This is a genomic window from Novosphingobium barchaimii LL02, assembly GCF_001046635.1.
Classification (GTDB): Bacteria; Pseudomonadota; Alphaproteobacteria; order Sphingomonadales; family Sphingomonadaceae; genus Novosphingobium; species Novosphingobium barchaimii.
In genome coordinates this window covers 674,929-698,355 of the sequence record NZ_KQ130453.1, presented here as the reverse complement: position 1 = coordinate 698,355, position 23,427 = coordinate 674,929, and the positions used below count along the sequence as shown (strand labels likewise).

General features: G+C 62.5%; 21 protein-coding genes. 14 read left to right on the top strand and 7 right to left on the bottom strand.

The genetic code is table 11. The annotated features are described in order from the left end of the window. Window positions 1-74: 74 nt before the first annotated feature. Window positions 75-929, bottom strand: coding sequence for a transglutaminase family protein (locus V474_RS09735; RefSeq protein WP_059151298.1), 855 nt, complete (start codon window positions 927-929; stop codon window positions 75-77). Between the two features lie 477 nt (window positions 930-1,406). Here V474_RS09735 and V474_RS09730 point away from each other — a divergent pair, with 477 nt between their 5' ends. The 4 genes from V474_RS09730 to V474_RS09715 all read left to right on the top strand — a co-directional run bounded on the left by V474_RS09730 (window position 1,407) and on the right by V474_RS09715 (window position 4,245). Then, window positions 1,407-1,694 carry a co-chaperone GroES gene (locus V474_RS09730; RefSeq protein WP_059151297.1) on the top strand — a complete coding sequence of 96 codons (288 nt, stop codon included), beginning with the start codon at window positions 1,407-1,409 and terminating at the stop codon, window positions 1,692-1,694. Window positions 1,695-1,755: 61 nt separating this feature from the next. Beyond that, complete coding sequence (gene groL, locus V474_RS09725; protein ID WP_059151296.1) at window positions 1,756-3,357, top strand: chaperonin GroEL; 1,602 nt, start codon at window positions 1,756-1,758, stop codon at window positions 3,355-3,357. A 36-nt stretch (window positions 3,358-3,393) separates the two neighbouring features. Next, entirely contained in the window at window positions 3,394-3,684 is a 291-nt protein-coding gene (locus V474_RS09720) for a hypothetical protein (RefSeq protein ID WP_059151295.1), read from the top strand. Between the two features lie 183 nt (window positions 3,685-3,867). Beyond that, a complete protein-coding gene (locus V474_RS09715; RefSeq protein ID WP_059151294.1) occupies window positions 3,868-4,245 on the top strand; it encodes a response regulator in 378 nt (125 codons plus the stop codon). Between the two features lie 288 nt (window positions 4,246-4,533). Here the strand turns inward: V474_RS09715 and V474_RS09710 are convergent, their stop codons facing one another. Further along, a complete protein-coding gene (locus tag V474_RS09710) occupies window positions 4,534-6,048 on the bottom strand; it encodes an acetyl-CoA hydrolase/transferase family protein (RefSeq protein WP_059151293.1) in 1,515 nt (504 codons plus the stop codon). A 114-nt stretch (window positions 6,049-6,162) separates the two neighbouring features. Between V474_RS09710 and V474_RS09705 the strand changes: the two genes are divergently transcribed. Further along, entirely contained in the window at window positions 6,163-7,053 is an 891-nt protein-coding gene (locus tag V474_RS09705; protein WP_059151292.1) for a LysR family transcriptional regulator, read from the top strand. 83 nt (window positions 7,054-7,136) lie between these two features. After that, complete coding sequence (locus V474_RS09700) at window positions 7,137-7,820, top strand: isochorismatase family protein (RefSeq protein ID WP_059151291.1); 684 nt, start codon at window positions 7,137-7,139, stop codon at window positions 7,818-7,820. Window positions 7,821-7,834: 14 nt separating this feature from the next. Here the strand turns inward: V474_RS09700 and V474_RS09695 are convergent, their stop codons facing one another. Further along, window positions 7,835-8,677 (bottom strand): helix-turn-helix domain-containing protein, encoded by an 843-nt coding sequence (locus V474_RS09695; RefSeq protein WP_082699704.1) that lies wholly within the window; start codon window positions 8,675-8,677, stop codon window positions 7,835-7,837. A 195-nt stretch (window positions 8,678-8,872) separates the two neighbouring features. Between V474_RS09695 and V474_RS09690 the strand changes: the two genes are divergently transcribed. Genes V474_RS09690 through V474_RS09670 form a run of 5 tightly spaced genes read left to right on the top strand, consistent with a single transcriptional unit; the run spans window position 8,873 to window position 13,862 of the window. Continuing rightward, window positions 8,873-9,730: an isocitrate lyase/PEP mutase family protein gene (locus V474_RS09690; protein ID WP_059151290.1), complete on the top strand. Its 858-nt coding sequence runs from the start codon at window positions 8,873-8,875 to the stop codon at window positions 9,728-9,730. Between the two features lie 17 nt (window positions 9,731-9,747). Next, window positions 9,748-11,184, top strand: a complete 1,437-nt coding sequence (leuC, locus tag V474_RS09685) for a 3-isopropylmalate dehydratase large subunit (protein WP_059151289.1) — start codon at window positions 9,748-9,750, stop codon at window positions 11,182-11,184. Beyond that, complete coding sequence (leuD, locus tag V474_RS09680; protein WP_059151288.1) at window positions 11,181-11,780, top strand: 3-isopropylmalate dehydratase small subunit; 600 nt, start codon at window positions 11,181-11,183, stop codon at window positions 11,778-11,780. The genes leuC and leuD overlap by 4 nt, the downstream gene beginning before the upstream one ends. Before the next feature lie 56 nt (window positions 11,781-11,836). Continuing rightward, window positions 11,837-12,613: a maleate cis-trans isomerase family protein gene (locus tag V474_RS09675; protein ID WP_059151287.1), complete on the top strand. Its 777-nt coding sequence runs from the start codon at window positions 11,837-11,839 to the stop codon at window positions 12,611-12,613. A gap of 49 nt (window positions 12,614-12,662) precedes the next feature. Further along, window positions 12,663-13,862 (top strand): FAD-dependent oxidoreductase, encoded by a 1,200-nt coding sequence (locus V474_RS09670; protein WP_059151286.1) that lies wholly within the window; start codon window positions 12,663-12,665, stop codon window positions 13,860-13,862. 70 nt (window positions 13,863-13,932) lie between these two features. On the opposite strand, the gene V474_RS09665 is transcribed toward V474_RS09670, so the two are convergent. After that, on the bottom strand, window positions 13,933-14,229 hold the full coding sequence (locus V474_RS09665; RefSeq protein WP_059151285.1) for a putative quinol monooxygenase: 297 nt from the start codon (window positions 14,227-14,229) through the stop codon (window positions 13,933-13,935). Continuing rightward, window positions 14,226-14,537 (bottom strand): putative quinol monooxygenase, encoded by a 312-nt coding sequence (locus V474_RS09660; RefSeq protein WP_059151284.1) that lies wholly within the window; start codon window positions 14,535-14,537, stop codon window positions 14,226-14,228. Before V474_RS09660 ends, V474_RS09665 begins: the two co-directional genes overlap by 4 nt. A 324-nt stretch (window positions 14,538-14,861) precedes the next feature. Here V474_RS09660 and V474_RS09655 point away from each other — a divergent pair, with 324 nt between their 5' ends. Then, window positions 14,862-17,345: a TonB-dependent receptor gene (locus V474_RS09655; RefSeq protein ID WP_059151283.1), complete on the top strand. Its 2,484-nt coding sequence runs from the start codon at window positions 14,862-14,864 to the stop codon at window positions 17,343-17,345. 109 nt (window positions 17,346-17,454) lie between these two features. Continuing rightward, window positions 17,455-19,578: a PQQ-dependent dehydrogenase, methanol/ethanol family gene (locus tag V474_RS09650; protein WP_059151282.1), complete on the top strand. Its 2,124-nt coding sequence runs from the start codon at window positions 17,455-17,457 to the stop codon at window positions 19,576-19,578. Between the two features lie 46 nt (window positions 19,579-19,624). Here the strand turns inward: V474_RS09650 and V474_RS09645 are convergent, their stop codons facing one another. Together V474_RS09645 and V474_RS09640 are read right to left on the bottom strand one after the other, a co-directional pair. Beyond that, window positions 19,625-20,086, bottom strand: coding sequence for a nuclear transport factor 2 family protein (locus V474_RS09645; protein ID WP_059151281.1), 462 nt, complete (start codon window positions 20,084-20,086; stop codon window positions 19,625-19,627). A gap of 37 nt (window positions 20,087-20,123) precedes the next feature. Continuing rightward, the gene (locus V474_RS09640; protein ID WP_236711089.1) at window positions 20,124-20,759 is read right to left on the bottom strand and encodes a TetR/AcrR family transcriptional regulator; all 636 of its coding nucleotides are present in this window, start codon (window positions 20,757-20,759) and stop codon (window positions 20,124-20,126) included. Window positions 20,760-21,066: 307 nt separating this feature from the next. On the opposite strand from V474_RS09640, the gene V474_RS09635 reads away from it, so the two are divergent. Further along, complete coding sequence (locus V474_RS09635; protein WP_059151279.1) at window positions 21,067-23,397, top strand: TonB-dependent receptor; 2,331 nt, start codon at window positions 21,067-21,069, stop codon at window positions 23,395-23,397. Window positions 23,398-23,427: the final 30 nt, after the last annotated feature.

Genomic DNA, 23,427 nt, shown 5'->3' with positions numbered 1-23,427 from the left:
TCTAGGCCCTAGGGCGGCCGCTTCCAATTTTACTGGTGCGTCAGGGCGCGGGGCTAGAAGGCTGCCTTATCTGGCTATTCGCGCATGTGCACGGCAACGTCCATCGATACGAAATCCTCGGCAGCTCCTAGATATCCACCCGTAACTGGCATGATTTGACGGTTGAAGCGGGCAAACGCGACAGGCACGAGCCGTCCACTGCCAATACGTCGATGGGTCGGATCGAAGGCAATCCAACCGGCACCGGGGAGATAGACTTCCGCCCAGGCATGTGTGGAACCGGGATCGCCATCTTCCGGGCCGATATCGAGAAGATAGCCGGACACCGCTCGGGCCCCGAACCCGAGATGGCGTGCTGCTTCGATGAACAAGGCGGCAATATCACGACAGGATCCGCTTCCAAGGGCAAGGGTCTCGGCCGGAGATTGTGTGCCTTCTTCGTCGCGAATACGATAGCAAATGTCGCCGAGCACCCCGGAATTGATGTCCTTGAGCAGCGACAGCGTGTCGGTGTGGGTGCCCATCACGAACCGGCGTGCCCAATCGCTGACTGTGTCACCGCCAGGGGTTAGCCAATCCGGCTGCGCCAGTGCTCCAAGGTCGATAAGATCGTCCAGAGTGTAGGTGAACGGGTAAGTGTGGGCTGCCGGGTCGATTGCGAAAACCGGCCACTCGGGCGCCCTGTGGTCGACCACCGCCTGGCTGATGATGGTGAGTTCGTCCGAAGTTTGGGGAAAGGTCGCGGTTGCTATCAGGTTGCCATGGACATCCAGCGTCCACGATATGTCCGCTTCCGGCTCACAGCGAAGGGAGCGCTCCAAAGTAGTGAGGTCGCCGCTGTCGCGCGGCGTGACGACGAGCCGGTGCGCCTCCAGAGCGACCGGGCGGGCATAGCGATAGGTTGTACGGTGGTTGATCGTTAGGCGCATTTCAGTGTTCCGACATGCTATTAAAGCCCCGAAAAGGAGAACTGGGCAGCCCCACCGAAGGGCCTTATCGGAAGCGATATCAGAAAATAGAAATGGTGTACCCCACCCCACTCATCATAACTGAAAATCTCGAAACGATCATCGAAAATACCCTATCGTCTCAAGACTATAGCGATATAGATCAGCTGTCGTTAACGCTTGGGGCGCCCACAGGCGCGGGTTTTCCAGCGCGCCGCCTATTGCGAACCGGCACGGACTGAACGGCCTGCGCGTGACGGCGAGATGGTTATCGAACCCGCATAGGGAGGCACAGAGCTGTGTGCTTCCACAGAGGGCCGCCCTTGATTTGCCGGTACGCCCACCCATATCCCGAGAATTGGCACTCTTTCATTGAGACTGCCAAATCGCAATGCGCGGCGCTGGCCCCACTTGTGAAAGCGACGCCCCGTCGCGGCCCAGCGACAGGATCGCTCCTCCATGTCATTCCGCCCCCTGCACGACCGCGTTCTCGTGCGCCGGCTCGAAGCCCCCAAGAAAACCACCGGCGGGATCATCATTCCCGACAATGCCAGTGAAAAGCCGCAGGAAGGCGAAATCGTCTCGGTCGGCTCCGGCATCCGCGCGGAAGACGGGGTTATCACCGCGCCTGACGTCAAGACTGGCGACCGCATCCTGTTCGGCAAATGGTCGGGCACCGAAATCAAGGTGGCAGGTGAAGACCTCATCATCATGAAGGAAAGCGACGTACTCGGCATTCTGGGCTGAGTTGTTAGCGGGCCGGCGCCTCCCGGTGAAGCCGACATCTCCACCTTGAAGGAAAATGACGATGGCCGCCAAAGACGTACGATTTTCGCGCGACATCCGTGAAGCTCTAAGCCGGGGCGTCGACACTCTCGCCAATGCCGTCAAGGTGACGCTTGGACCCAAGGGCCGCAACGTGCTGCTGGACAAGAACTACGGCGCGCCGCGCATTACCAAGGACGGCGTCACGGTCGCCAAGGAAATCGACCTGGCCGACAAGTTCGAAAACATGGGCGCGCAGCTGATGCGCACCGTGGCATCGCGGACTAACGATCACGCGGGCGACGGGACGACCACGGCCACCGTGCTAGCGCAGGCGATCGTCCGCGAGGGCATGAAATCGGTCGCGGCGCAGTCCAATCCGATCGATCTGAAGCGCGGCATCGACATTGCGGTCAAGGCGGTGGTTGCCGAACTCAAGGCCCGGTCCAAGCCCGTGGCGGGTACAGACGAGATCGGCCAGGTCGGCACCATTTCGGCAAACGGCGATGAAATCGTCGGCCGCAAGATCGCCGAGGCTATGGAAAAAGTTGGCAAGGAAGGTGTTATCGCGGTCGAGGAAGGCTCTGGCGTCGAATTCGAACTCGATGTCGTCGAAGGTATGCAGTTCGACCGTGGCTACCTTTCGCCCTACTTCGTTACCGACACCGCGAAACTGACGGTGGAATTGGCCGACCCACATATCCTGATCTTCGAGAAGAAGCTCGGCGCACTTGCTCCGATCCTTCCCTTGCTCGAAGCCGTGGTCCAGTCTGGGCGGCCGCTGCTGATGATCGCCGAGGACGTCGAAGGCGAGGCGTTGGCTACGCTTGTCGTCAACAAGCTGCGCGGTAGCTTGAATGTCGCCGCGGTAAAGGCGCCGGGCTTCGGCGACCGCCGCAAAGCCATGCTTGAGGACATCGCGGTTCTGACAGGCAGCGAGGTCGTCTCCGAGGACCTCGGGATCAAGCTCGAAAACATCACACTGGCCATGCTGGGCACCGCCAAGAAGGTGACGATCGACAAGGATACCACCACTATCGTGGACGGCGCCGGCACCGCGGATGCGATCAAGGGACGCATCGAGGCAATCCGTGGACAGATCGAAAACACCGCCAGCGAATACGGCCAGGAAAAGCTTCAGGAGCGTCTGGCCAAACTCACCGGCGGCGTCGCCATCATAAGGGTTGGCGGCTCAAGCGAAGTCGAAGTGCGAGAGCGCAAGGACCGCGTCGACGACGCCCTCTTCGCAACGCGCGCCGCTGTGGAGGAAGGCGTCGTGCCGGGCGGCGGCACCGCACTGCTCTATGCCTCCAAAGTGCTCGCCGGGATGAAGGGCGGGAATGACGACCAGACCCGTGGCATCGAGATCGTGCGCCGCGCCTTGCAGGCACCGGTCCGCCAAATCGCGGAAAACGCCGGGCATGACGGCGGCGTCGTTGCCGGGCGGCTGCTCGACGGCGGCGACGAAAACATGGGCTTCAACGCCCAGACCGAAGTCTACGAGAACCTGTTCCAGTCCGGCGTCATCGATCCCACCAAGGTCGCGCGCTGCGCCATTCAGGATGCGGCATCGGTTGCGGGGATGGTGATCACCACCGAAGCAGGGATTGCCGATCTAATCGAAGAAAGCGCCTCAGCATTCTGATCGAGCGCCCGTTTTTCTCCTGCGAAAGGACACCCAATGGATCTTTCATCAGCCCTGTGCCGCGCCCAGGAAGCCGTCCAGCGAGAACGCGCTAATACGGCGTCTCTTGAAAATGTGCGAATTCAAGCAGGAAAGGCTGCGATCGCGTGGGGTCTTGAGGCAGCTGCGGCAGAAAAGCGTGAAGCCCGGCATGCGCAAAGGCTGACCGTCGCGGAACTGATGGCGCTACAAGACCTGCAACCCGATGGTGACGAGGATGAAGACGAATTTTCAATCGGCGAAAATACGGATCGCGCCGGGCCTGCGGACCCAACCAGTTCGATCTGATCAATCCCGACATTAGCGCGCCATCAGGCATGTACGCGGCTTTCCGCTCGACCTGGTAAGGTGTTTGACAGCATCCAAGCCCTCTGATGTGCATATACCCAGCGGCGATGCTTTCTTCTAAATAACAAGGAACCAAAGCATTCCGTGAGCCGCTTAGGTGGAAGCGAAATTTGGGAAATATGCATGGGCAATAGTTCCTCCGAGACGACGGTGCTGATTGTTGAGGACGAAATTTTCATCCGAATGATCGGTGTGGACATGCTGGAAGATTCCGGCTTTCGCGTCCTGGAAGCGAAAAATGCGGACGAGGCTCTGGAGATTCTCAAAAACGGCGCAGACGTCGAAGTCCTATTCACCGACATCCGCATGCCAGGAAAAATGGACGGCTTGGAACTTGCGGAGTTCGTTCACACGCGTTGGCCGGGGATAAAGCTGTTGATCACGTCTGGCCATTGCAGGCTGTCAGCAGATGAAGTTCCAGATGGCGGACGTTTCGTCGCAAAACCTTACAAGCTGGAAACCGTCGTCGAGCAAATTCGTAAGGCCCTGATCGAGCGCTGATAGTATGCAGTCGCTATTGGCGACAAAATCTAATTCAGTGCTTCGCGGGCGGTCATGGGTGATGGCCCGTCCCGTGCGCGTCGTGCTGCTCTTCCACTCTGTCGATAATAACGGCAGGCTAGGCGGCCTGAGCGAATTGGCCGATGTGACTTGCGCAGGTTGATCCGAGCGAGAATGTTCCCGGCCGTAGCCCCCATTCGACGTATGATTTTAGGGGTCGAACAAACGGTTTGTTCGAAAGGGCTGCGATCACCTTTTTGGCAAGCCGCCGCCCTTAGCATGCGGTCTTCATGTCGGTAGCATGGTGCCCGTATCGATGAACCGCTGGTGCCATGACAGCGCCTCTCCCGGTAGCGATGGGGCGTGGCGACCGTAGGAGCCGTGATAGGCGCGGTCGTAATAATCACGCAGGGCGTCGCGATACATCGGGTGGGCGCAGTTCTCTATCACCAGCGCGGCGCGCTTGCGTGGCGGCAGGCCTCGCATGTCGGCAAGGCCCTGCTCGGTGACCAGCACCGCGACGTCCTGCATGATGTGGTCGACATGGGCCGCCTGCGGCACGATGGCAGAAATCGCGCCGCCCTTCGCGATCGAGGGCGTCATGAAGATCGAGACGTAGGCATTGCGCGCGAAGTCTCCCGAGCCACCTATGCCGTTCTGGATGCGCGATCCCATCACGCAGGTAGAGTTGACGTTGCCGTAGATATCCGCCTCGATCAGGCCGTTCATGGCGATGCAGCCTAGGCGGCGGATCAGTTCCGGGTGGTTGCTGATCTCCTGCGGGCGCAGGATCATCCGGCTGGCATAGCGCGCCATTTCGGCATTGATGCGCTCCGCCGCCTCGGGGCTGAGCGAGAACGCGGTGGCCGAGGCCATGCGCAGCTTGCCCGCGTCGATCAGATCCAGCATGCCGTCCTGGATCACTTCGGTATAGGCGGTCAGGTTGTCGAAAGGCCCGTCGATCAGGCCGGTCAGCACTGCATTGGCGATATTGCCCACGCCCGACTGCAGCGGCAACAGGTCCGCCGGCAGGCGGCCCTTGGCGACTTCGTTGCTGAGGAACTCGATGATGTTCCCGGCGATAGCCAGCGCGCTGGCGTCCGGTGCGGTGAAGGGCAGGTTGCGGTCGGGCGCGTCGGTTTCGACGATCGCTACGATCTTTGCGGGATCGCACTGCAAGGTGGCCTGGCCGATGCGGTCGTCGGGCCGGACCAGCGGGATCGGCACGCGATGGGGCGGCAGGGCGGTGCCGTAATAGATGTCGTGCATCCCCTCGAGCGCTGGGTTTTGCCACGAGTTCACTTCAAGGATGATCGCGTCGGCGCGGTCGAGCCAGGTCTTGTTGTTGCCTACCGAGGAGGAAGGCACCAGCGAACCGTCGGGCCGGATTGCGGTCACTTCCACCACCGCCACGTTTAGCGGGCCGAGAAAGCCCTGCCATGCCATCGGCGCCACCTGGCTGAGGTGCATGTCGAGATAGTCCATCTCACCCTTGTTGATGCGTTCGCGGGCGATGGGGTCGGAATTGTAGGGCAGGCGCAGTTCGATGCCGTCCGCCTTGGCCAGCGCGCCATCGAGTTCGGGGCCGGTCGAGGCGCCGGTCCAGACCTTCACGCGCATCGGGCGCCCGGCGGCGTGTTCAGCCTCGATCCTGGCGGCGAGCGCCATTGGCACCGCCTTGGGGTAGCCAGAGCCGGTGAAACCGCTCATTCCCACGGTTTGCCCATGTTGGATCAGGGCAGCGGCGTCGGCTGCGGACATGACCTTCTGGCGCAGGTCGGCACGGGCGATACGGTTCGTCATGGGGAGTCCCTCTCAGTACTCTGGCCTTCTTGGGGCCGCATCGCTTCCTTCGAACCGTGCAGGAATGAAGGCAATAGCTCAAATGAGTGCATCACTTGTGCTATAAGCGTTCAAATGAGCGACCTGATCCGATCCCTGCGACTGTTCATGCGCCTGAGCGAGGAGGGCAATTTCTCCGCCCTCGCGCGCCGGCAGAACCTCAGTCATACCACGATAGCACGCGCGATTGACGATCTGGAGGCACATTTCGGCGTTCGCCTGTTTCAGCGTTCCACGCGCCGGCTGACCTTGACTGGCGACGGGGAACGATTGGCCGAACATGCCGCCTCGATCCTCGATCAGGTGGGGCAAGCGGAGGCGGACCTGGCCGGTGCCGTGGCGGCGCGGGGCCTTGTGCGGATTGGCGTGACCACGGCGCTTGGCCTGCATTACGCGCACCGTCTGGAGCGGCTGCGAGAAGGCCACCCCGATCTCATGGTGGAGCTGCTGTTCGCCGACTGGCGCGACATTGCTGATGATCGCGGACTGGACCTGTGGCTTACGGTCGGGCCGACCGAGACGCCGGGGGCAGTTATGCTCGGGGAACTGCCGCGTATTCTTATCGCGGCGCCGGCCTATCTCAAGGCTCATGGCGAGCCGTCCAGCGCCGAAGATCTGATGATGCACCAGTGCCTCACTTACGGCTATGCGGCCCGCGCCGAGCCGTGGCCGATCGAGGGGCGCGAATTGCGAGTAAACGGGTTCCTGCGCGCGAATACCAGCGAGGCGGTGTTGCGAGCGACACGGGGCGGGCTGGGCATTGGCCTGCTACCGCGCATGCAGGTAGAGGAGGACCTTGCGTGCGGCACTGCCGTGCAAGTGTTGCCCGGCGCCCGCATCGCACCTCTCGCCATCATGGTCGCCCATGGATTTCGCGGCATGCGTATGCCGATGCGCGCCCGCGTCGCGATGGATTTTCTGGTCGAAGATTTTCCCGGCAAAACGCCTCGACCTTCCATACCGTGAGCAAGGACGGCGGCGGCGGTTTTCAGGGGCGCAGGGTCAGGCTATCGCGGCCCAACCATATTTAGACACCGGAGACAGACGCGATGACGCTCATCGGCACGCACATGGTCACATCGCCCCAGACGGCCCGCCAGTACTTCGAGCAGGTAATGACCAACCCCGCGCGCCGTCCGTTCGGCTTCGGGCGCAAGCTGGCCATCGTCAACGTCGATATCCAGTGCGCCTATACGCAGATCGACCGCTTCGTGACCTCCTACGAAACTGACCCGCGGCAGATCGAGCACGTCAACATGATCTCAGCGCTGGCGCGGGCCAGAGCCATGCCAGTGATATGGACGCGCGTGGCCTATATGCCGACCGGCGCCGACTGCGGTGTTTGGGGTATGCGCGAGGATGGGCCCGACGCTCTGCAGTCCATTCGCGCGGGTAGTGAGCGTCACGCCTTCGACCCGCGCTGCGTGGTGGATGAAAGCGTCGACGCGGTGTTCGACAAGCGCATGGCCTCCGCCTTTCACGAGACCCATCTGAACAGCCTTTTAACCTGGCACGGCGTTGATACCGTAGTGATTACTGGCGGGTCGACTTCGGGCTGCGTGCGTGCAACTGCTGTGGATGCGGTAAGCCACGGTTACCGCGCCATTGTGCCTATCGAAACCACCGCCGACAAGCACGAGAGCCCACACTTCGCCAACCTGACCGACATGCAGCTCAAGTATGCTGATGTAGTGCCGGTCAGCGCTGTGGTGGAGTGGCTGGAAAGCCGCTGAAGCTCGTCCAGCCCTCAGCCCGCAGCGTCTTCCTCGCGCGTGCTGGCGCCGGGCAGGGCGGGCCACTCCGCCATTCGCGAAGTGGCCGTCAATTCGGCGCTGACCGCCGATGCGCACGTGCGGATCAGCTCGGAAAAGCGCTCGACGGCGTCCTCCATTTTCATGGCGGAGGCAAAGAAAGCCAGCGATACGGCCCCGATCGGTCGCTCATCGTCGAAGATTGTTGCGGCCAGTGACGATGTCTTGCCCGGATTGCGCGTGAAGCGGTTGAAGCTTCGCGTGGCGTACCCCTGATCGCGCAGTTGTCCGATGAAGCCGGCATCCTCGGCAAGGGCGATGGCGTGGTCCCACTCCGGGTTCTCCAACACTTTCATCGAGGCGATCAGGGTGCCGCGCTCCGCTTCGTCCAGCGAGGCGATGTAGATCAAGCCCGCGGCGGTATCGAGCAGCGGACTGGCATAGCCGGGGAAGTATTCGTTGAAGGTCAGCGCGCTAAGCGCATGGGTGGAGTCGCGGATGACCATGGAATGGCCAACATGGGTGGATAGCGTGATCGGCCAACCCACCATGCGAGTGAGCTCGACGATATGCGGGCGCGTAGCTTTCACCAGGCGAGCATCGCCCTGAAAGCCATGCGCGAGCGTTTGCACCAGCGCGGTGGGGCGATAGCGGCGGCGACCCTGTTCACGCTCGATCAGGCCTTCGTGCAGTAGCGACTGGACGAGCCTTGAAACCGTGGGAAACGGCAAGTTGCAAGCCTTCGCGATGTCGGTGAGCGTGGCCGATCCGCCTCGATTTATGGCCTGAAGCACAGCGATGCCGCGAGACAGAGAACGAATCGGAATACCATTTTCCAACGTAGACGGCCCTCAATATTGCACCTCGAATGGGCAATTCCACACAGGCATCATGCCGATGCTAAGAGTAAATGTCCACGGGGTGAACATGCGAGGCGATCCGGGTTCGATATAAGGGCGCGCAGGCATAGTACGGCTGGCAAGCAGCAGGCACCGGGCGCGGCGCCGCGCATCGAAATAGTAACGAGGAACACGATGGCACAGCCGATCCTGCGCAAGATGCTCTCCGAGGGCAAGTTCGTGACCGCACCGGGCATCCAGGATATGATCGCCGCTGTCGTTGCTGCCCAGTGCGACTTTGAGGTCGTCTACGGTTCAGGCTACTGGCTCACCGCCTCGGCGCACGGCCTGCCTGATGCCGGTATCGCTTCGGTCACGCAGATGACCGATCGCATGGCGACGCTGGTGACTTCCTCGACGGCGGCGGTCATCGCTGATGCGGATACCGGCTTCGGCGGCTTGCTCAACGTCCACCACACCGTGCGCGCCTACGAAGCGGCAGGCGTTACCGCGATACAGATCGAGGATCAGGAATTCCCGAAGAAGTGCGGCCATACGCCGTTCAAGCGAGTGATCCCGGTCGAAGATATGGCCCGCAAGATCGAAGTTGCCTGCGAAGCGCGGTCGTCCGAGGATTTCCTCGTGATCGCACGCAGCGATGCCCGCCAGTCCGAGGGATACGATGGGATCATGCGGCGCATGGAAGCCTATGCTAGGGCCGGCGCCGACGTGCTCTTCCCAGAGGCTCTCGAAAGCCATGAGGAAATGGCGGCGATTACCTCGTCCTTCGACGTGCCGATGCTGGCGAACATGGCGCACGGCGGGCTGACACCGATCGTGTCGCCGGGGGGATTAGAGAAGCTGGGCTATGCGATCGGCATATACCCGGCGATGGCCTCGCTGGTAGCCGCACAGGCAATGGAGGATGCGTTCCGCCGTCTGCGCGCAGGCGATGCCCCAGCCAACGCCGAGATGTTTGATTTCAAGCGCTTCTGCAGCCTGATCGGATTCGAGGACGTATGGGCCTTTGAAAAGCGCTGGGCGCAGGACTGACCGAGAGGCTGAGCAACATGACCCCGCGCACGCTTTACGAAAAGATCTGGGACGCCCACGTGGTGTCGAGCCGCGATGACGGCACCAGCCTGATCTACATCGACCGCCATCTGGTTCACGAAGTCAGCAGCGCCCAGGCCTTCGAAGGGCTGCGCAAGGCCGGACTGCCGGTGCGCCGCACCGACCTTACGCTGGCGATGCCCGACCACAACGTCCCGACGACGCCGCGCGTCGATGCGGCGGGCAAACTGATCCCGATCGTCGACCCCGCCAGCGCCATTCAGCTTGCCGCGCTGGAATGCAACGTCGCCGAATTTGGCGTGCCGTTCTTTACCGCGACTTCGCCGGAACAGGGCATCGTCCATGTTGTCGGGCCGGAACAGGGCTTCACACTGCCCGGCTGTACGCTGGTCTGCGGCGACAGCCACACCGCCGCGCACGGCGCGCTTGGCGCACTGGCCTTTGGGATTGGCACCACCGAGGTCGAGCATGTGCTGGCCACGCAGACGCTGCGCATGGCGCGCTCCAGATCGATGGAAATACGTGTCGAGGGCAAGCTGGGGCACGGCGTCTCCGCCAAGGACGTGATCCTTGCAGTGATCGGCCGGATCGGCGTAGGCGGGGGCATCGGCCACGTGATCGAATATCGCGGCTCGGTCTTCGATGCGATGAGCATCGAGGAGCGCCTGACAGTCGCCAACATGTCGATCGAAGCGGGCGCTCGTGCGGGCCTGTTCGCTCCTGACGAGACGACCTTTGCCTACCTTAAGGGCCGCCCGATGGCGCCCAAGGGCAAGCAGTGGGATAACGCGGTCGCCCGCTGGCGCAATCTGCGCGGCGACGACGGCGCGGTGTTCGACAAGTCGATCAGTATCGACGCCTCCACAATCGCGCCGAGCGTGACCTGGGGCACCAACCCCGAGCAGGTCGTCTCGATCGACAGCGCTGCGCCGCGCCTGGAAGATTTCGCCGACGAAGGCCGCCGCGCCGCTGTCGCCCGCGCGCTGGACTATATGGGCATCGCGCCGGGACAAGCGATGGTCGACGTCGAGGTTGACCATGTGTTCATCGGAAGCTGCACCAACAGCCGCATCGAGGACTTGCGCGCCGCCGCCAGGGTGCTGGAGGGCCGGCATCTGTCGCCGCGCATCCAGTCCGCGATTGTGGTGCCGGGCTCGGGCCTGGTCAAGCGCATGGCCGAGGCCGAAGGGCTGGACACGATATTCATGGACGCTGGTTTCGAATGGCGCGAGCCGGGCTGCTCTGCATGTCTGGGCATGAACCCCGACGTGATCCCGCCGCTGGGCCGCTGCGCCTCAACATCCAACCGAAACTTCGTGGGCCGTCAGGGCCCCGATGCCCGCACCCACCTTATGAGCCCCGCGATGGCTGCGGCCGCCGGCGTGGCTGGACACTTGGCCGACGTGCGCGCCTATATCGGAGAACCGGCATGACCATGTCCGTGGTGGCAGGGCGGGCCTATCCGCTGGGCCTTAGCAATGTCGATACCGACCAGATCATCGGTTCGGACTGGCTCAAGACGATCAGCAAGGTGGGCCTTGGCCAGGGCGCCTTCGCGGCGCTGCGCGAGAACGGCGTCACGGTGTTCGACGAGGAACGCTACATGGGCAGCGAAATCCTCGTCGCGGGCGCCAATTTCGGCTGCGGTTCCAGCCGTGAACATGCCGCCTGGGCCATTGTCGATATTGGCATCCGCGTGGTGATCGCACCCAGTTTCTCAGACATCTTTTCCAGCAACGCCTTCAAGAACGGGATACTCACCGCCGTCGTCGACGAAGTCGCCATTCCGCCGCTGATGGCGTTCGCCCGCACCGATGGCGAGGATGGCATTCTCAAGGTCGACCTGATCGCGCAGGTGATCGAGGCGCCTGACGGCCAGCGCTGGCCGTTTCGCATCGACCCTTTCCGCCGCGAATGCCTGATCGACGGCCTCGACGAAATCGCGCTCACGCGTACCGAGGGCCCGGCGATCAGTGCGCATGAAGCGCGCGTCGCCCTTGTCGAGCCGTGGCTCGCAGGAGCGGTCTGAAGCCCACGCCCGGCTCCACCCCCGAAGGCTCGCCATCCATCGTACCGGAGAATGAGATGACCACGATTGCCAGCACGTACCGTCGCAACAAGGACCGGCAGGGCTACCGGATGAAGTTCGGCGTGCTTGGCCCGTCGACCAACACGATCGTCCAGCCCGACTTTGACGACCTGCGTCCTCGCGGCGTCACCAACCACTATTCACGCATCCACGTCGACAATGCGCAGGCCGTCTCGAACGACACCTTTATGGCCGGCGCGTGGAAAATCAGCGACATGACCCACGACGCGGTGAAACGCGTGCTGACGTGCGAGCCAAACTACCTTGTCATGGGCATGTCGGCCGTTACCTTCTTCAACGGCGCGGAAGGTGGCCGGAAGTGGCGCGAGCAGGTCGAGGAAGTCTCGGGACTGGGCGTTTCGACAGGCGCGGAAGCGACTGTCGCCGCGCTGAAGGCTTATGGCGGGATCAGGAAGGTGGCGTTCCTTTCGCCTTACTTCCCCACTGCCAATGCCGAAGTGCGCAACTTCCTCTCGGACTACGGCTATGAAACGGTGCGCGACGTTGCGCTGGAGCGGCCAAGCTGGATCGCCATAGCCGAGACGCCTGAGCAGACCTTGCGCGAAACCTTCCGGCAGCTTGACGATGACAATGTCGACGCGCTTATCCAGGTTGGCACCAACCTTGATTGCATGCGCTTCGCCGCCGCGGCCGAGGTATGGCTGGGCAAGCCAGTGATCGCAATCAACGCCGCCACCTACTGGCACGCGTTGCGCCACAACGGGATCGACGACCAGATCGATGGTTTCGGTCGCCTGATGGCTGAATTCTGACAACTTTCATCCGTGCCCGGCGCTCGCGGCGGCCCTTGGAGACGACCAAATGACTACGAAGAAGCGGGTGCAGGTTGTCGTGGCTGGTGCGGGGCCTGTCGGCTCGGTCGCCGCCATGTATCTGGCGATGAACGGCGTGGACGTGATCCTCGCGGAGCTTGGTGCGGACAACGCAGCAGACCTTCGCGCCTCCACTTTCCATCCGCCGACGCTGGAGATGCTCGACCAGATCAAGGTCACCGACTTCCTGATGGAGACTGGCCTGAAGTCGCCGGTGTACCATTGGCGTGACCGTCAGACCGGCGAGATCATGCCATTCGACTTCGCGGAACTGGCCGGCGATACCAAATATCCCTTCCGCCTCCAGTGCGAACAGCACCACCTTTCGGGCAAGCTGGCCAGCCGCCTTAACGAGGAATCCAATGCTGAGGTGCTGTTCAGCCACCGTCTGGTGTGGTTCCAGCAGGACGATGACGGCGTCGAGGTGGCCCTGGAAACGCCGACCGGGATCGAGCCGATCCGCGCCGACTATCTGATCGGCGCCGACGGCGCGAGTTCTATCGTGCGCAAATGGCTGGGCATCGAATTCGACGGCTTCACGTATCCGGAGCGGTTCCTGTGCCTGTCGACCGAACAGGAAATCCGCGACGAAGTGCCTGACCTTGCCTACGTCAACTATATCTCCGATGCGCAGGAATGGATGGTGCTGCTGCGGGTGCCTCGCCTGTGGCGCGTGCTGGTGCCCGCCAACGGGGCAAGCAACGAGGAACTGCTGTCCGAGGAGAAAAAGGCCAAGGTTTTCGACGGTTTCCTCAAGGACGGCGCCAGTGTTCAGACGCATCACCGCACGATCTACCGCGCCCATCAGCGCGTGGCCAAGCAGTTCCGCAAGGACCGGGTGCTGCTGGTCGGCGACGCGGCGCATCTCAACAACCCGCTCGGCGGGTTCGGCATGAATAGCGGCGTGCATGACGCGTTCAACTTGTGCGAGCGCCTCGTCGACGTCATCAAGGGCGGTGACAATGGCCTGCTCGATCAGTTCGACCGGCAGCGCCGCACCGTCACTCACGCCTTCACGCAGAAGCAGACCATCGAGAACATGGAGGCCATGCGCGGCGGGCAGGGTGAGGCGCACGCGCGCCGCCGTGACAAGATGCGCGCCCTGCTGACCAACGACGACGAACGCCGCAAGTACCTGCTGCGCCAGTCGATGATCGACAGCCTGAGGGATGCCGCAGCCATCGCCTGATATGATCCCCCCGCCATTTGCGAGCGAAGCGCGCGCAAATGGCGGGGGGATTAAGCGCTAAGACACCCGCTCAGGGTAGCGAGCGGTAGAATTCCAGCTTCATGTCCTCGGCCACGCATTCCAGGATGCCGGGCACCAGCCGGTCGTGGAAGTCGATGTGCATGTGCTTTTCGTACGCCGCATCGTCGCGGAACGTGGCGACGACCTGGAACAGGTCGGGGTCGCTTTCCGACTGGAACAGTTCGTACACCAGCGCGTCCGGCTCGCGTTCGAACACCAGGCTTTTCAGTTCCGATTGCAGCGCGATCATGTCGCCGCGCTTTTCGGGGCGAGTGCGCAGCTGCGCGATGAAGCTCTTGGCGCTCATCGGGCCTGTCCCTCCATCTCTGCATCCAGATCGAACAGCAGTTCGCGTTCGTAGCTGCCGTCCATGCAGCCGACGATCTTCTCGATCAGCGCCTTGTTGTGGTCGTAGGCCATGTGCGCCTCGTCGGCTGCCTCGTCGACGAAGCTTTCGTGGACGGCGAACATCCCCGGTTCGGACAGGCGGAAGAACTTGTAGTGCAGGGTGCCCGGCTCCTGCCTGGAAAGCACCTCCATCTCGCGCGCCAGGGCGACGAATTCCCGCTGCAGGTCGTCTCTGATGCGGAAGCGGGACAGGAAGCTGAAAGCCATCGTCGTTTTCTCCTCAGGCGGGGCTGGGCGACAGCGGCGATTCGCCCGCGGCTGCGCGTTTGCCCGGTTCTCTCCAATGCGGTGACTGTATCGCCACCTGCTTGCCGTTCAGCATAGGCGATCACAATATAAAAACAATCATGAATGCATGTGATAGGGCTTTATGAGGCCCTTTCACAGGGTTGGCACATGGCCCTGTGGCACGTCCGCTGTCGCACTTCCGACATGCTTCAAAAAAACATACATGAATGATTGCTTATCGCTCCGGTCGTGATATCCATCTGGGCAACCCGCAAGGAATGGCGGGGCACAAGGAGAGAGGTTATGTTCACCATGAGGCTGCATGGTTCCACGTGCGCGTTCGCGATTGTCGCAGCGCTCGCAAGTGCTTCCGCCCGCGCGCAGGATACGGCTGCCGCAGATACCGCTACCCCGCAGGCGAGCACGGCATCGGCCAGTTCGGGATTGGCCGAAATTGTCGTCACCGCTACCCGCCGCGCCACCGATCTGCAGTCCACCCCGGTCTCGGTTTCAGCGGTGGACGCCACCCTGATCGCGCAGGCATCGCCGCGCGATCTTGGCGATATCGCCGCCTTCGTGCCGAACTTCTCGGCAGCGACGATCGCCAACTTCAATGCTGCCAGCTTCGCCATGCGCGGCGTCGGGCAGACCTCAATCATCGTCTACTTCGAACCGCCGGTCGCGGTTCTTGTCGACGACTTCGTGGTGCCATCGGTGCAGACCCAGCTGCTCGATACCTTCGACGTGGCGCAAGTAGAAGTGCTGCGCGGGCCGCAGGGCACGCTGTTCGGCAAGAACACCACCGGCGGCGTCGTCACCGTACGCACCAAGCGGCCTAAACTCGAATATGTCGGTGTCGATGCGCGCGCAGAATTCGGAGACTTCGGCGAGAAGAAGGTACAGGCCGCGATGAACGTGCCGATCGGCTCGATCGCGGCGTTGCGCCTCGTCGGCGGGTATGAGAAGTCGGACGGGTTCTACCGCAACGGCGCCTGCTACGGCCCGGTCACCGGCTTCGTGCCGAACAAGTTCCAAGGCTCCAGCGGGTGCCTGGGCGGAGAGCGGCTTGGCGGCAAGGATGTGTGGCAGGCCCGCGCCAAGCTGTTGATCGAACCGTCGCCTGATTTCAGCGCGCTGCTGCAGTACGAGTGGATTCGCGATCGTTCGGATTCGGTCCCTTCGGTGAATGAGAATTACCTCTATACCGGCACCAATCCCTTCGTGACCGATCTTCTGGGCCTGACCGATCCCAATGCGCAGAACGTCGACCCGCTCAAGCGCGCGGGTTACACCGGGCGCCATGACGGCCTGCTCTTCATGGATCAGGGCCAGCGCATCTCGGTCGACGGGTTCTACGCCAATCTTGAATATCACACCGGCATCGGCACGGTCAGCTCGGTCACCGGCTATCGCAAGCAGCAGTCGCGGATTCCCAACTCCTATGCGGGTGCAACCGCGCTGGGCAGCGACGGCCAGCTGCTGTCGTTCTTCGATGCCACCCGCGATGACGACCGTAAGACCTTCCAGCAGGAACTGCGCTTCTCGTCCGATTTCCAGGGGCCGTTCAACTTCGTCACGGGCGGATTCTTCCAGCGCGACAAGATCGACTTCTGCGTTTCCCAGATCCTCGGTTTCCTCGACCTGACTGCGGGGCCTCTGCCGTTCGGCGAGTGGAACAATACGCCTTACATCCTGTGCAACGCCCAAAAGGCGAAGTCGCGCGCGCTGTTCTTCGAAGGAACGCTCAAGCTGGGCGAGAAGCTGACGATCGCGGCGGGTGGGCGCTACACCTGGGACGACAAGACCTGGAGGGGCCGCCAGCAGACGTTCATCCCGGCGCTGAACGGTGGTTTCGATCCCACGATCACGATCGACGAGGCGCTTGACGCCAGCGTATACAAGTATCCCGCAGGCGTGGTGACGGTGAAGGACAAGTGGCGCGAGCCTACTTACCGCGCCAGCATCAGCTATCAGGCGACGGACGACGTGTTCGTCTTCGGCGGTTATTCGCACGGATACAAGGGCGGCGGTTTCAACGACCAGATCGGCGGCTTCGCGGCCTTCGGTGACGATCTCGACGCCTTCCGTACCGCCGCGCGCGCCACTGACCCGGAGACCGCCGATAGCTTCGAGGTGGGCTTCAAGTCGCAGTTCCTCGACAACCGGGTGCGCTTCAACGTCACCACCTTCTATGTGAAGTACAAGGACCTGCAGAAGCAGCTCAACGTGCCGATCGTGGTCAATGGCCAGCCTAATCAGGTGACGATCTTCGTCAACGCGGCCAGCGCCACCGTGAAGGGGCTTGAAGGCGAACTTTCAGCCACTCCGGTCGATGGGCTGACCTTGCGCGGTGTGCTTGGTTATCAGGATGGCAAGTACAAGAGCTACACGGCGGAGAATGCCGGCTACGATCTGGCGAGCGCGCCGCTGGACCGGGCGCCCAAGTGGCAATGGACGGTGGATGCCATCTATTCGGTGCCGCTGGGTGATGACTACAAAATGACTCTGAACGGCAACGTGGCCTATACCGCCCGCAACCTGAACACGCAGGCGATTGACGATCCGCGCGGCAATACGTTCCTCAACGCGCGGACGCTGGTGAATGGATCGATCACCCTCTCGCAGACTGATGACAAGTATTACGTCCGTCTGATCGGCAGGAACCTTACCGACAAGCGCTACCGCATCGGCTCGCAGAACGTGGCGGGTCTGTGGCTTAACTCGCAGTTCGGCGCGCCGCGATACTTCGGTGTCGAACTGGGCCTTTCCTTCGGCAATCAGTTGTAAGGCGCCGCGCCAGTTCCCCCGTCCGCCAGGTGGATGGGGGAATTGGGCCTCACCCCCCATTTTCGAGCAAGAGGTGCACCGCGTGTTGGTGAAAGGCGATTTGAAAGTGATGCGGCCGTTTATGCTTGGCGCGATGGTGTGGAGCCTTGCGGCCTGTGGTTCTGCCGATCAGGAGGCCCTGGCCGGCAAGCAGGCGCCTGAGGCATGGCTGCAGCAGTTGGACGATGCCAGCAGCGGCGACGACTGGCCCGCCTTCGGGCGCACTTACGGCGAGCAGCATTACAGCCCGCTGGAGCAGATCAACGAAGGCAACGTCAAGGATCTGGGTCTCGTCTGGTCAGTGGACCTGCCCGCCGGCAACCCGGCCACCGGCCCGATCGAGGTGGGCGGCAGCGTCTACCTCGCCACCGGCTATTCGGTGGTGCGCGCGATCGACGTCGCCACCGGCAAGGTCCGGTGGGAGCATGACCCCAAGGCACCCGAGGCTTCGGGTGTGCGTCTGCGGCAGGGCTGGGGCAGCCGGGGCGTAGCCTACTGGAACCACAAGGTCATCACCGCCACGCAGGACGGCCGCCTCGTGGCGCTGGACGAGAAGACCGGCGCTCCTGTCTGGACTGTGCAAACACTGGACGACGGCGCGCCGATGTTCATCTCCGGCCCGCCGCGGGTATTCGACGGCAAGGTCATCATCGGCAATGCGGGATCCGATGAAAGCGCGGTGCGCGGCTTCGTCACCGCCTTCGATGCGGATACCGGCAAATTCCTCTGGAAATTCTACACCGTCCCCGGCGACCCGGCGAAGGGCTTCGAGGACGAGGCGCAGGAGATGGCCGCCAAGACCTGGCACGGCAATTGGTGGAAGTACGGCGGCGGCGGTTCAGCATGGAATTCGATCACGTATGACAAGGCGAACGACCAGATCCTGATTGGCACCGGCAATGGCGCGCCGTGGAACCACAAGATCCGCAGCTTGGGCAAGGGCGACAACCTATTCGTATGCTCGATCGTCGCGCTCGATGCGAAGACCGGCAAGTACAAGTGGCATTACCAGATCAATCCTGGCGAAAGCTGGGACTTCAACGCCGCGATGGACATGCAGCTGGCCGACCTGACCATCGACGGCAAGCCGCGTCAGGTGGTGACCACGGCGCCGAAAAACGGTTTCTACTATGTGATCGACCGCAAGGACGGCAAGCTGATCTCTGCCGAACCCTTCGTGCAGGTGACCTGGGCCAAGAAGATCGACCTGGCCACCGGGCGCCCGGTCGAAAACCCCGGCGTGCGCTATGAAAGCGGCAAGACCACGTTCCGCCCCACCCCGCTGGGCGCGCATAGCTGGATGCCGATGGCTTTCAGCCCCAAGACCGGCCTGACCTATATTCCCGCCATCGACCTCCAAGTGCGCTTCGACGATACGGGGATCACGCGCGAGAACTTCAAGTTCGCGGGCGGGATGGGCCTGTCTCCGGGTGTGGGCTACTCCATCGACGCGGGCGGCAGCAAAGTCACCGGCTGGCTGATTGCCTGGGACCCGGTGGCGCAGAAGGCGCGCTGGAAACTGCCAATGCCCACCCACGGCAATGGGGGCATCATGGCCACGGGCGGCAATCTGGTGTTTCAGGGACGGCCCGACGGCGGCTTCTCCGCCTACAACGCACAGGACGGCAAGCGGCTGTGGAACTTCGACGCGCGTGCCGGCGTGGTGGCGCCGCCGATCACCTACCGGGTGAACGGCAAGCAATACGTCACGGTGATCGCCGGAATCGGCACCAGCGTCGGCCTGTTCGGCCCAATGTTCGAGAAATACGGCATCGATTACCGAACCCAGGCCCGCCGGGTGCTCACGTTCGCGATCGGCGGCAAACAGACACTACCGCCGCGCATTCCATACAAAGCGGTTGCCTTCGAGGATGCCGACTACAAGCCGGACGCGGCTTTGGCCGCGCGCGGGGAGGGGATATTCGGCGGTCGCTGCGCCGTTTGCCACGGCACCGGCGTCGTCGCCGGCGGCACCGCGCCGGACCTGCGCACTTCGGCGATCCCGCACGATTCCGAAGTGTTCGCGCAAGTCGTCAAGGACGGCGCGCTGGTGCCGAACGGAATGCCCGCGTTCGGTGAGTTCAAACCGGACCAGATCGAAGCATTGCGCCAGTATATCCGCTCAAGGGCATACGTACTACGCAGTGGCAAACCGGAAATGCATTTCGGCTCGGCACACAAAACCGGAGAGTAAACATGAAGTCGTCCCGGACCGGGGCCGGGACGACGATTTTTCCGCCTCAATCAGAGCGCGTGGGCCACAACATAGTCAGCGCAATCCGGGCAAATTTCCACTGGCCGCCCTGACGCACATAGACATCGTCGTAGCGCCCGATCAGCAGCAGCGGATTGACCTCGCCGCCCTGGGTAGCGATGGCGGACCCTTCATGCTGGCGCGTGACGAGGTCCAACAGCAGGCAGTGGCCGCGCGCGCTGTCCGGCGCGGTCAGTTCGATCGAGTGGTTGGCGATGTAATGCAGCGTCTCCAACGGCGCGCGGCAATGGCGCCAGTTGTCGCGGAACAGGCCCAGGACCGCTTCCACTCCTTCGTAGACGCCGCCAAAGGCCATGGGGTATTCGCAAACGATATCTTCTGCGCAATTGCGGCGCACGACGGCCTCGTCCATCGTGTCGAAAGCGGTCGAATAGTCGATGCGCAACTGGCGGATCGCCTCGCGCGCGGTCAGGTCATCCAGGGTCATTATCGTTCACTCTCCCATTATCGGCCCGTCTTTCGGGCTATTTGCGCATTCGCCTGATCCGTTTCTGCAGCGTGACCAGCTTTGCCAGATAGGTTTCGCGAAGCTCCTCCGTCAGCACCAGCGAGGCGCTCTGAAGGAAGCAGGCGTGCAGTTCGAGGCGGCATTGGTCCGATCCGCACTGCCCCAGCGACCAGCGCCGGTAGACCAGGAATTCGTGCATCACATGCGTGTCGACCAGCGCCTCGTTATCGAGATCGTCGCGCACGCTGCCTTTGCCGCGCTGGTGTTCCAGCCACCCGGCGAAGCGGCTGCGCGCCACTGAGGTTAGCTCGTTCACTTCCAGCGTGCGGACTTCCGGCGCGAAGACGAAATCGATCACCACCCGCGCGTAAAGGCTGTCGCGGTCGAGTTCGCTGACCATCCAGTCTAGTTCGCGAAACACCATCGGCAGCGTGTAGATGTGGTCGCGCCGCGCGATGTGTCCGCGCACTTCGACCATGCGGTCGACCACCGTCGCGCTGATGACGCCGTCCTTGTCGCCGAACAGGCGGTAGAGCGTGCGCTGGGCTACCCCGGCCTCGTCGGACAGCCTGCGAATGGTCAGCGCGGCGACGCCGCCTTCGCCCAGGATGCGGTGGGCAGCGTCAACGATCCGCGCGCGGCGCTCCGTCATTGCCGGACTGGTGTAGCGGCGCCGACTCGCTGGCGTTTTTTCGCCGGTCATCTCCTGCACTGCAGCAAGTCCCCCACGTGTTGCGCTTCCCCCGCTATACTTACGAAATTCTTGAACGCCGCCGGTTTCCAAAACAATCCCCTCCTTCTGCTCCCGCTGCAATGCAGTAAAATAAATCATACATGAATGATTTTTTTAGCTTCACAAAAAAGATCATCTGCACTCATTTATGTGGGCCGGACGAAAACGTCGGCAGTGATTCGAACTGCCCCATCACAAAAAGGCAGTCGGTTCGGAGGGGAAGACCATGATCGGCAAGTCACACCTGAATTGCGTCTGCAAATTGCTCGCCACGGGGCTGCTGACGAGCGCCAGCACCACTGTCCTGGCCCAGACGGCGCCCGCGCCGCAGCCGCAGGGCACTAGCCAGTCCGGCCAGTCGACCGGTCTTGAGGACATCGTCGTCACCGCGAGGCGTATTTCGGAATCCATCCAGGACACGCCGGTAGCGGTTTCAGCCTTTACCGAGGCGGCGATCGAGAACAAGTTCGCCAACGATATCCGCGCTTTGGCGGGCGACGTTCCCAATGTTGTCATCACCAACGTGCCGGGCTTCAACGCCGCCGCGATCGGCATTCGCGGCCAGTCCACCGGCGACATCATACTGACCTTCGAGCCGGCCGTCGGCGTTGTCGTCGACGATTTCGTGCTGGCTCACGTCCAGACCCAGCTGTTCGACCTGTTCGACGTGGAGCGCATCGAAGTCCTGCGCGGACCGCAAGGCACCCTGTTCGGCAAGAACACCGTGGGCGGCGTCGTCAATGTCATCACCAAGAAGCCGGAGCCGGGCTTCAGTGCCGAAGTGCGCCTCGGCTACTCCAGCTTCAACACCAAGGACGTGAAGGCCTCGATCAACATTCCCTTGTCGGAAAACCTCTACTTCCGCGCCGCCGGTTCGTTTCAGGAAAGCGATGGGTACTACCGCCTGACCAAGAACAATTCCGTCGATGGTTTCCAAGGCGTGCCTGGACGCGGGCAGCGCTGGGGCGGCAGCCGCTACTTCAGCGGCCGCGCCAAGCTATTGTGGGAACCGACCGACGACACCAACCTGATGCTGACCTACGAACTGCTGCGCGACCGGGGCGACAGCCCGCCGTCGGTCAACGAGACGCCCCCCGGCTTCCTGATCGACGTGGTCGGCTTCCCCGGCATCCAGACCACCGGCCAGAGCCCGTTCAAGACCGGCACGACCCTGTGCGAAGGCTCTTCCAGCGCGCCGACCTGCGTGGGCACGCTCGATGGCCACCGGGTCGACGTGGACGGCGTGTTCCTGCGCGGCGAGCATACCATGGAGGGCACCGGCACGATCACTGTGGTCGGCGGCTGGCGCCGGGTTCGCTCGAAACTGCCATCCGACTATACCGGAGAGAACGCCTACCTGTTCGTCTCCACCCGCGAGGACACCCGTAAGCAATACAGCGCGGAAGCCCGGTTCAGCTCCGACTTCTCGGACAGCATCAAGTTCACCGCCGGCGCCATGTACTGGGGGCAGACGCTGGATGCCAATGCGACCAGCTTTCTTGGCTTCCTGCGCTTCCTGGGCGATCCCACCGCGCTGACCGATCCGAACCAGTCCACCGCGAACTACAAGGTCGACAGCTATGCAGTGTTCGGCGAGGCAGAGTACAAGCTCGCCGATCCGTTCTCTGTGTTCCTGGGTGCGCGCTATACCAAGGAGAGCAAGGACTTCTCGGTCCGCCCGCAAGTCCGCCGTTCGACCATCGCCACCGGCTTCTGGCCCGAATACAGCGACAGCGCCAAGTTCAGCAAGCCGACCATCCGCGCCGGCTACCGCTGGGAAATCGCATCGGGCATCAACAACTACTTCACGTATAGCCAAGGCTACAAGTCGGGCGGCTACAACGAACAGGCGATGTCCGCCACGTCGGCGCTGCCATTCCGCGAGGAGACGGCAGACAGCTTCGAACTGGGCTTCAAGACCGAAACGGCCGACCGCAAGCTGCGCGTGAACGTCGCGGCGTTCTATGTGAAGTACAACGATCTGCAGCGCGACGCCGTAGTGCCTTTCGTAGACCCGATCACGGGCCTGCCCGGACAGGAAACCCGCACTACCAACGCCGGCAAGGCGGAAGTGAAGGGCATCGAGCTGGAGATATCCTCCGCCCCGGTCCCCGGCCTGACGCTTGGCGCTTCGGTGGGTTACCAGAAAGCCAAGTACATCAACTTCAGCACCGACGTCGACGGTGACGGCGTCAACGAGGATGCGTCCTATCTGAAACTGCGCGGCGCGCCCAAGTGGACCGCCGGGGCCAACGCGCATTACGAATTCCCGCCTGCGGACTTCGGCACGGTCTCGCTAAACGCCGACATCAACTACCAGGCGCAGTTCGAATCCACCACGCTCAACGCCGACTATTCGCAGGGGCAGGCGCGCACCCTGGTGGGAGCGAGCATCGGCTGGACCGATCCCGACGAACGCTACCGCGTGGCCATCTTCGGGCGAAACCTGCTGGACAAGGTCTACCGCGTCTCGGCCAACTCGGTGGCGGGACTGTTCAACTTCACCAATTACGCCCCGCCGCGCAGTTTCGGCATCGAAGGCTCGGCTAAGTTCTGAGTGATGGCGGCAGCGGCTTCCCCTTCTGTG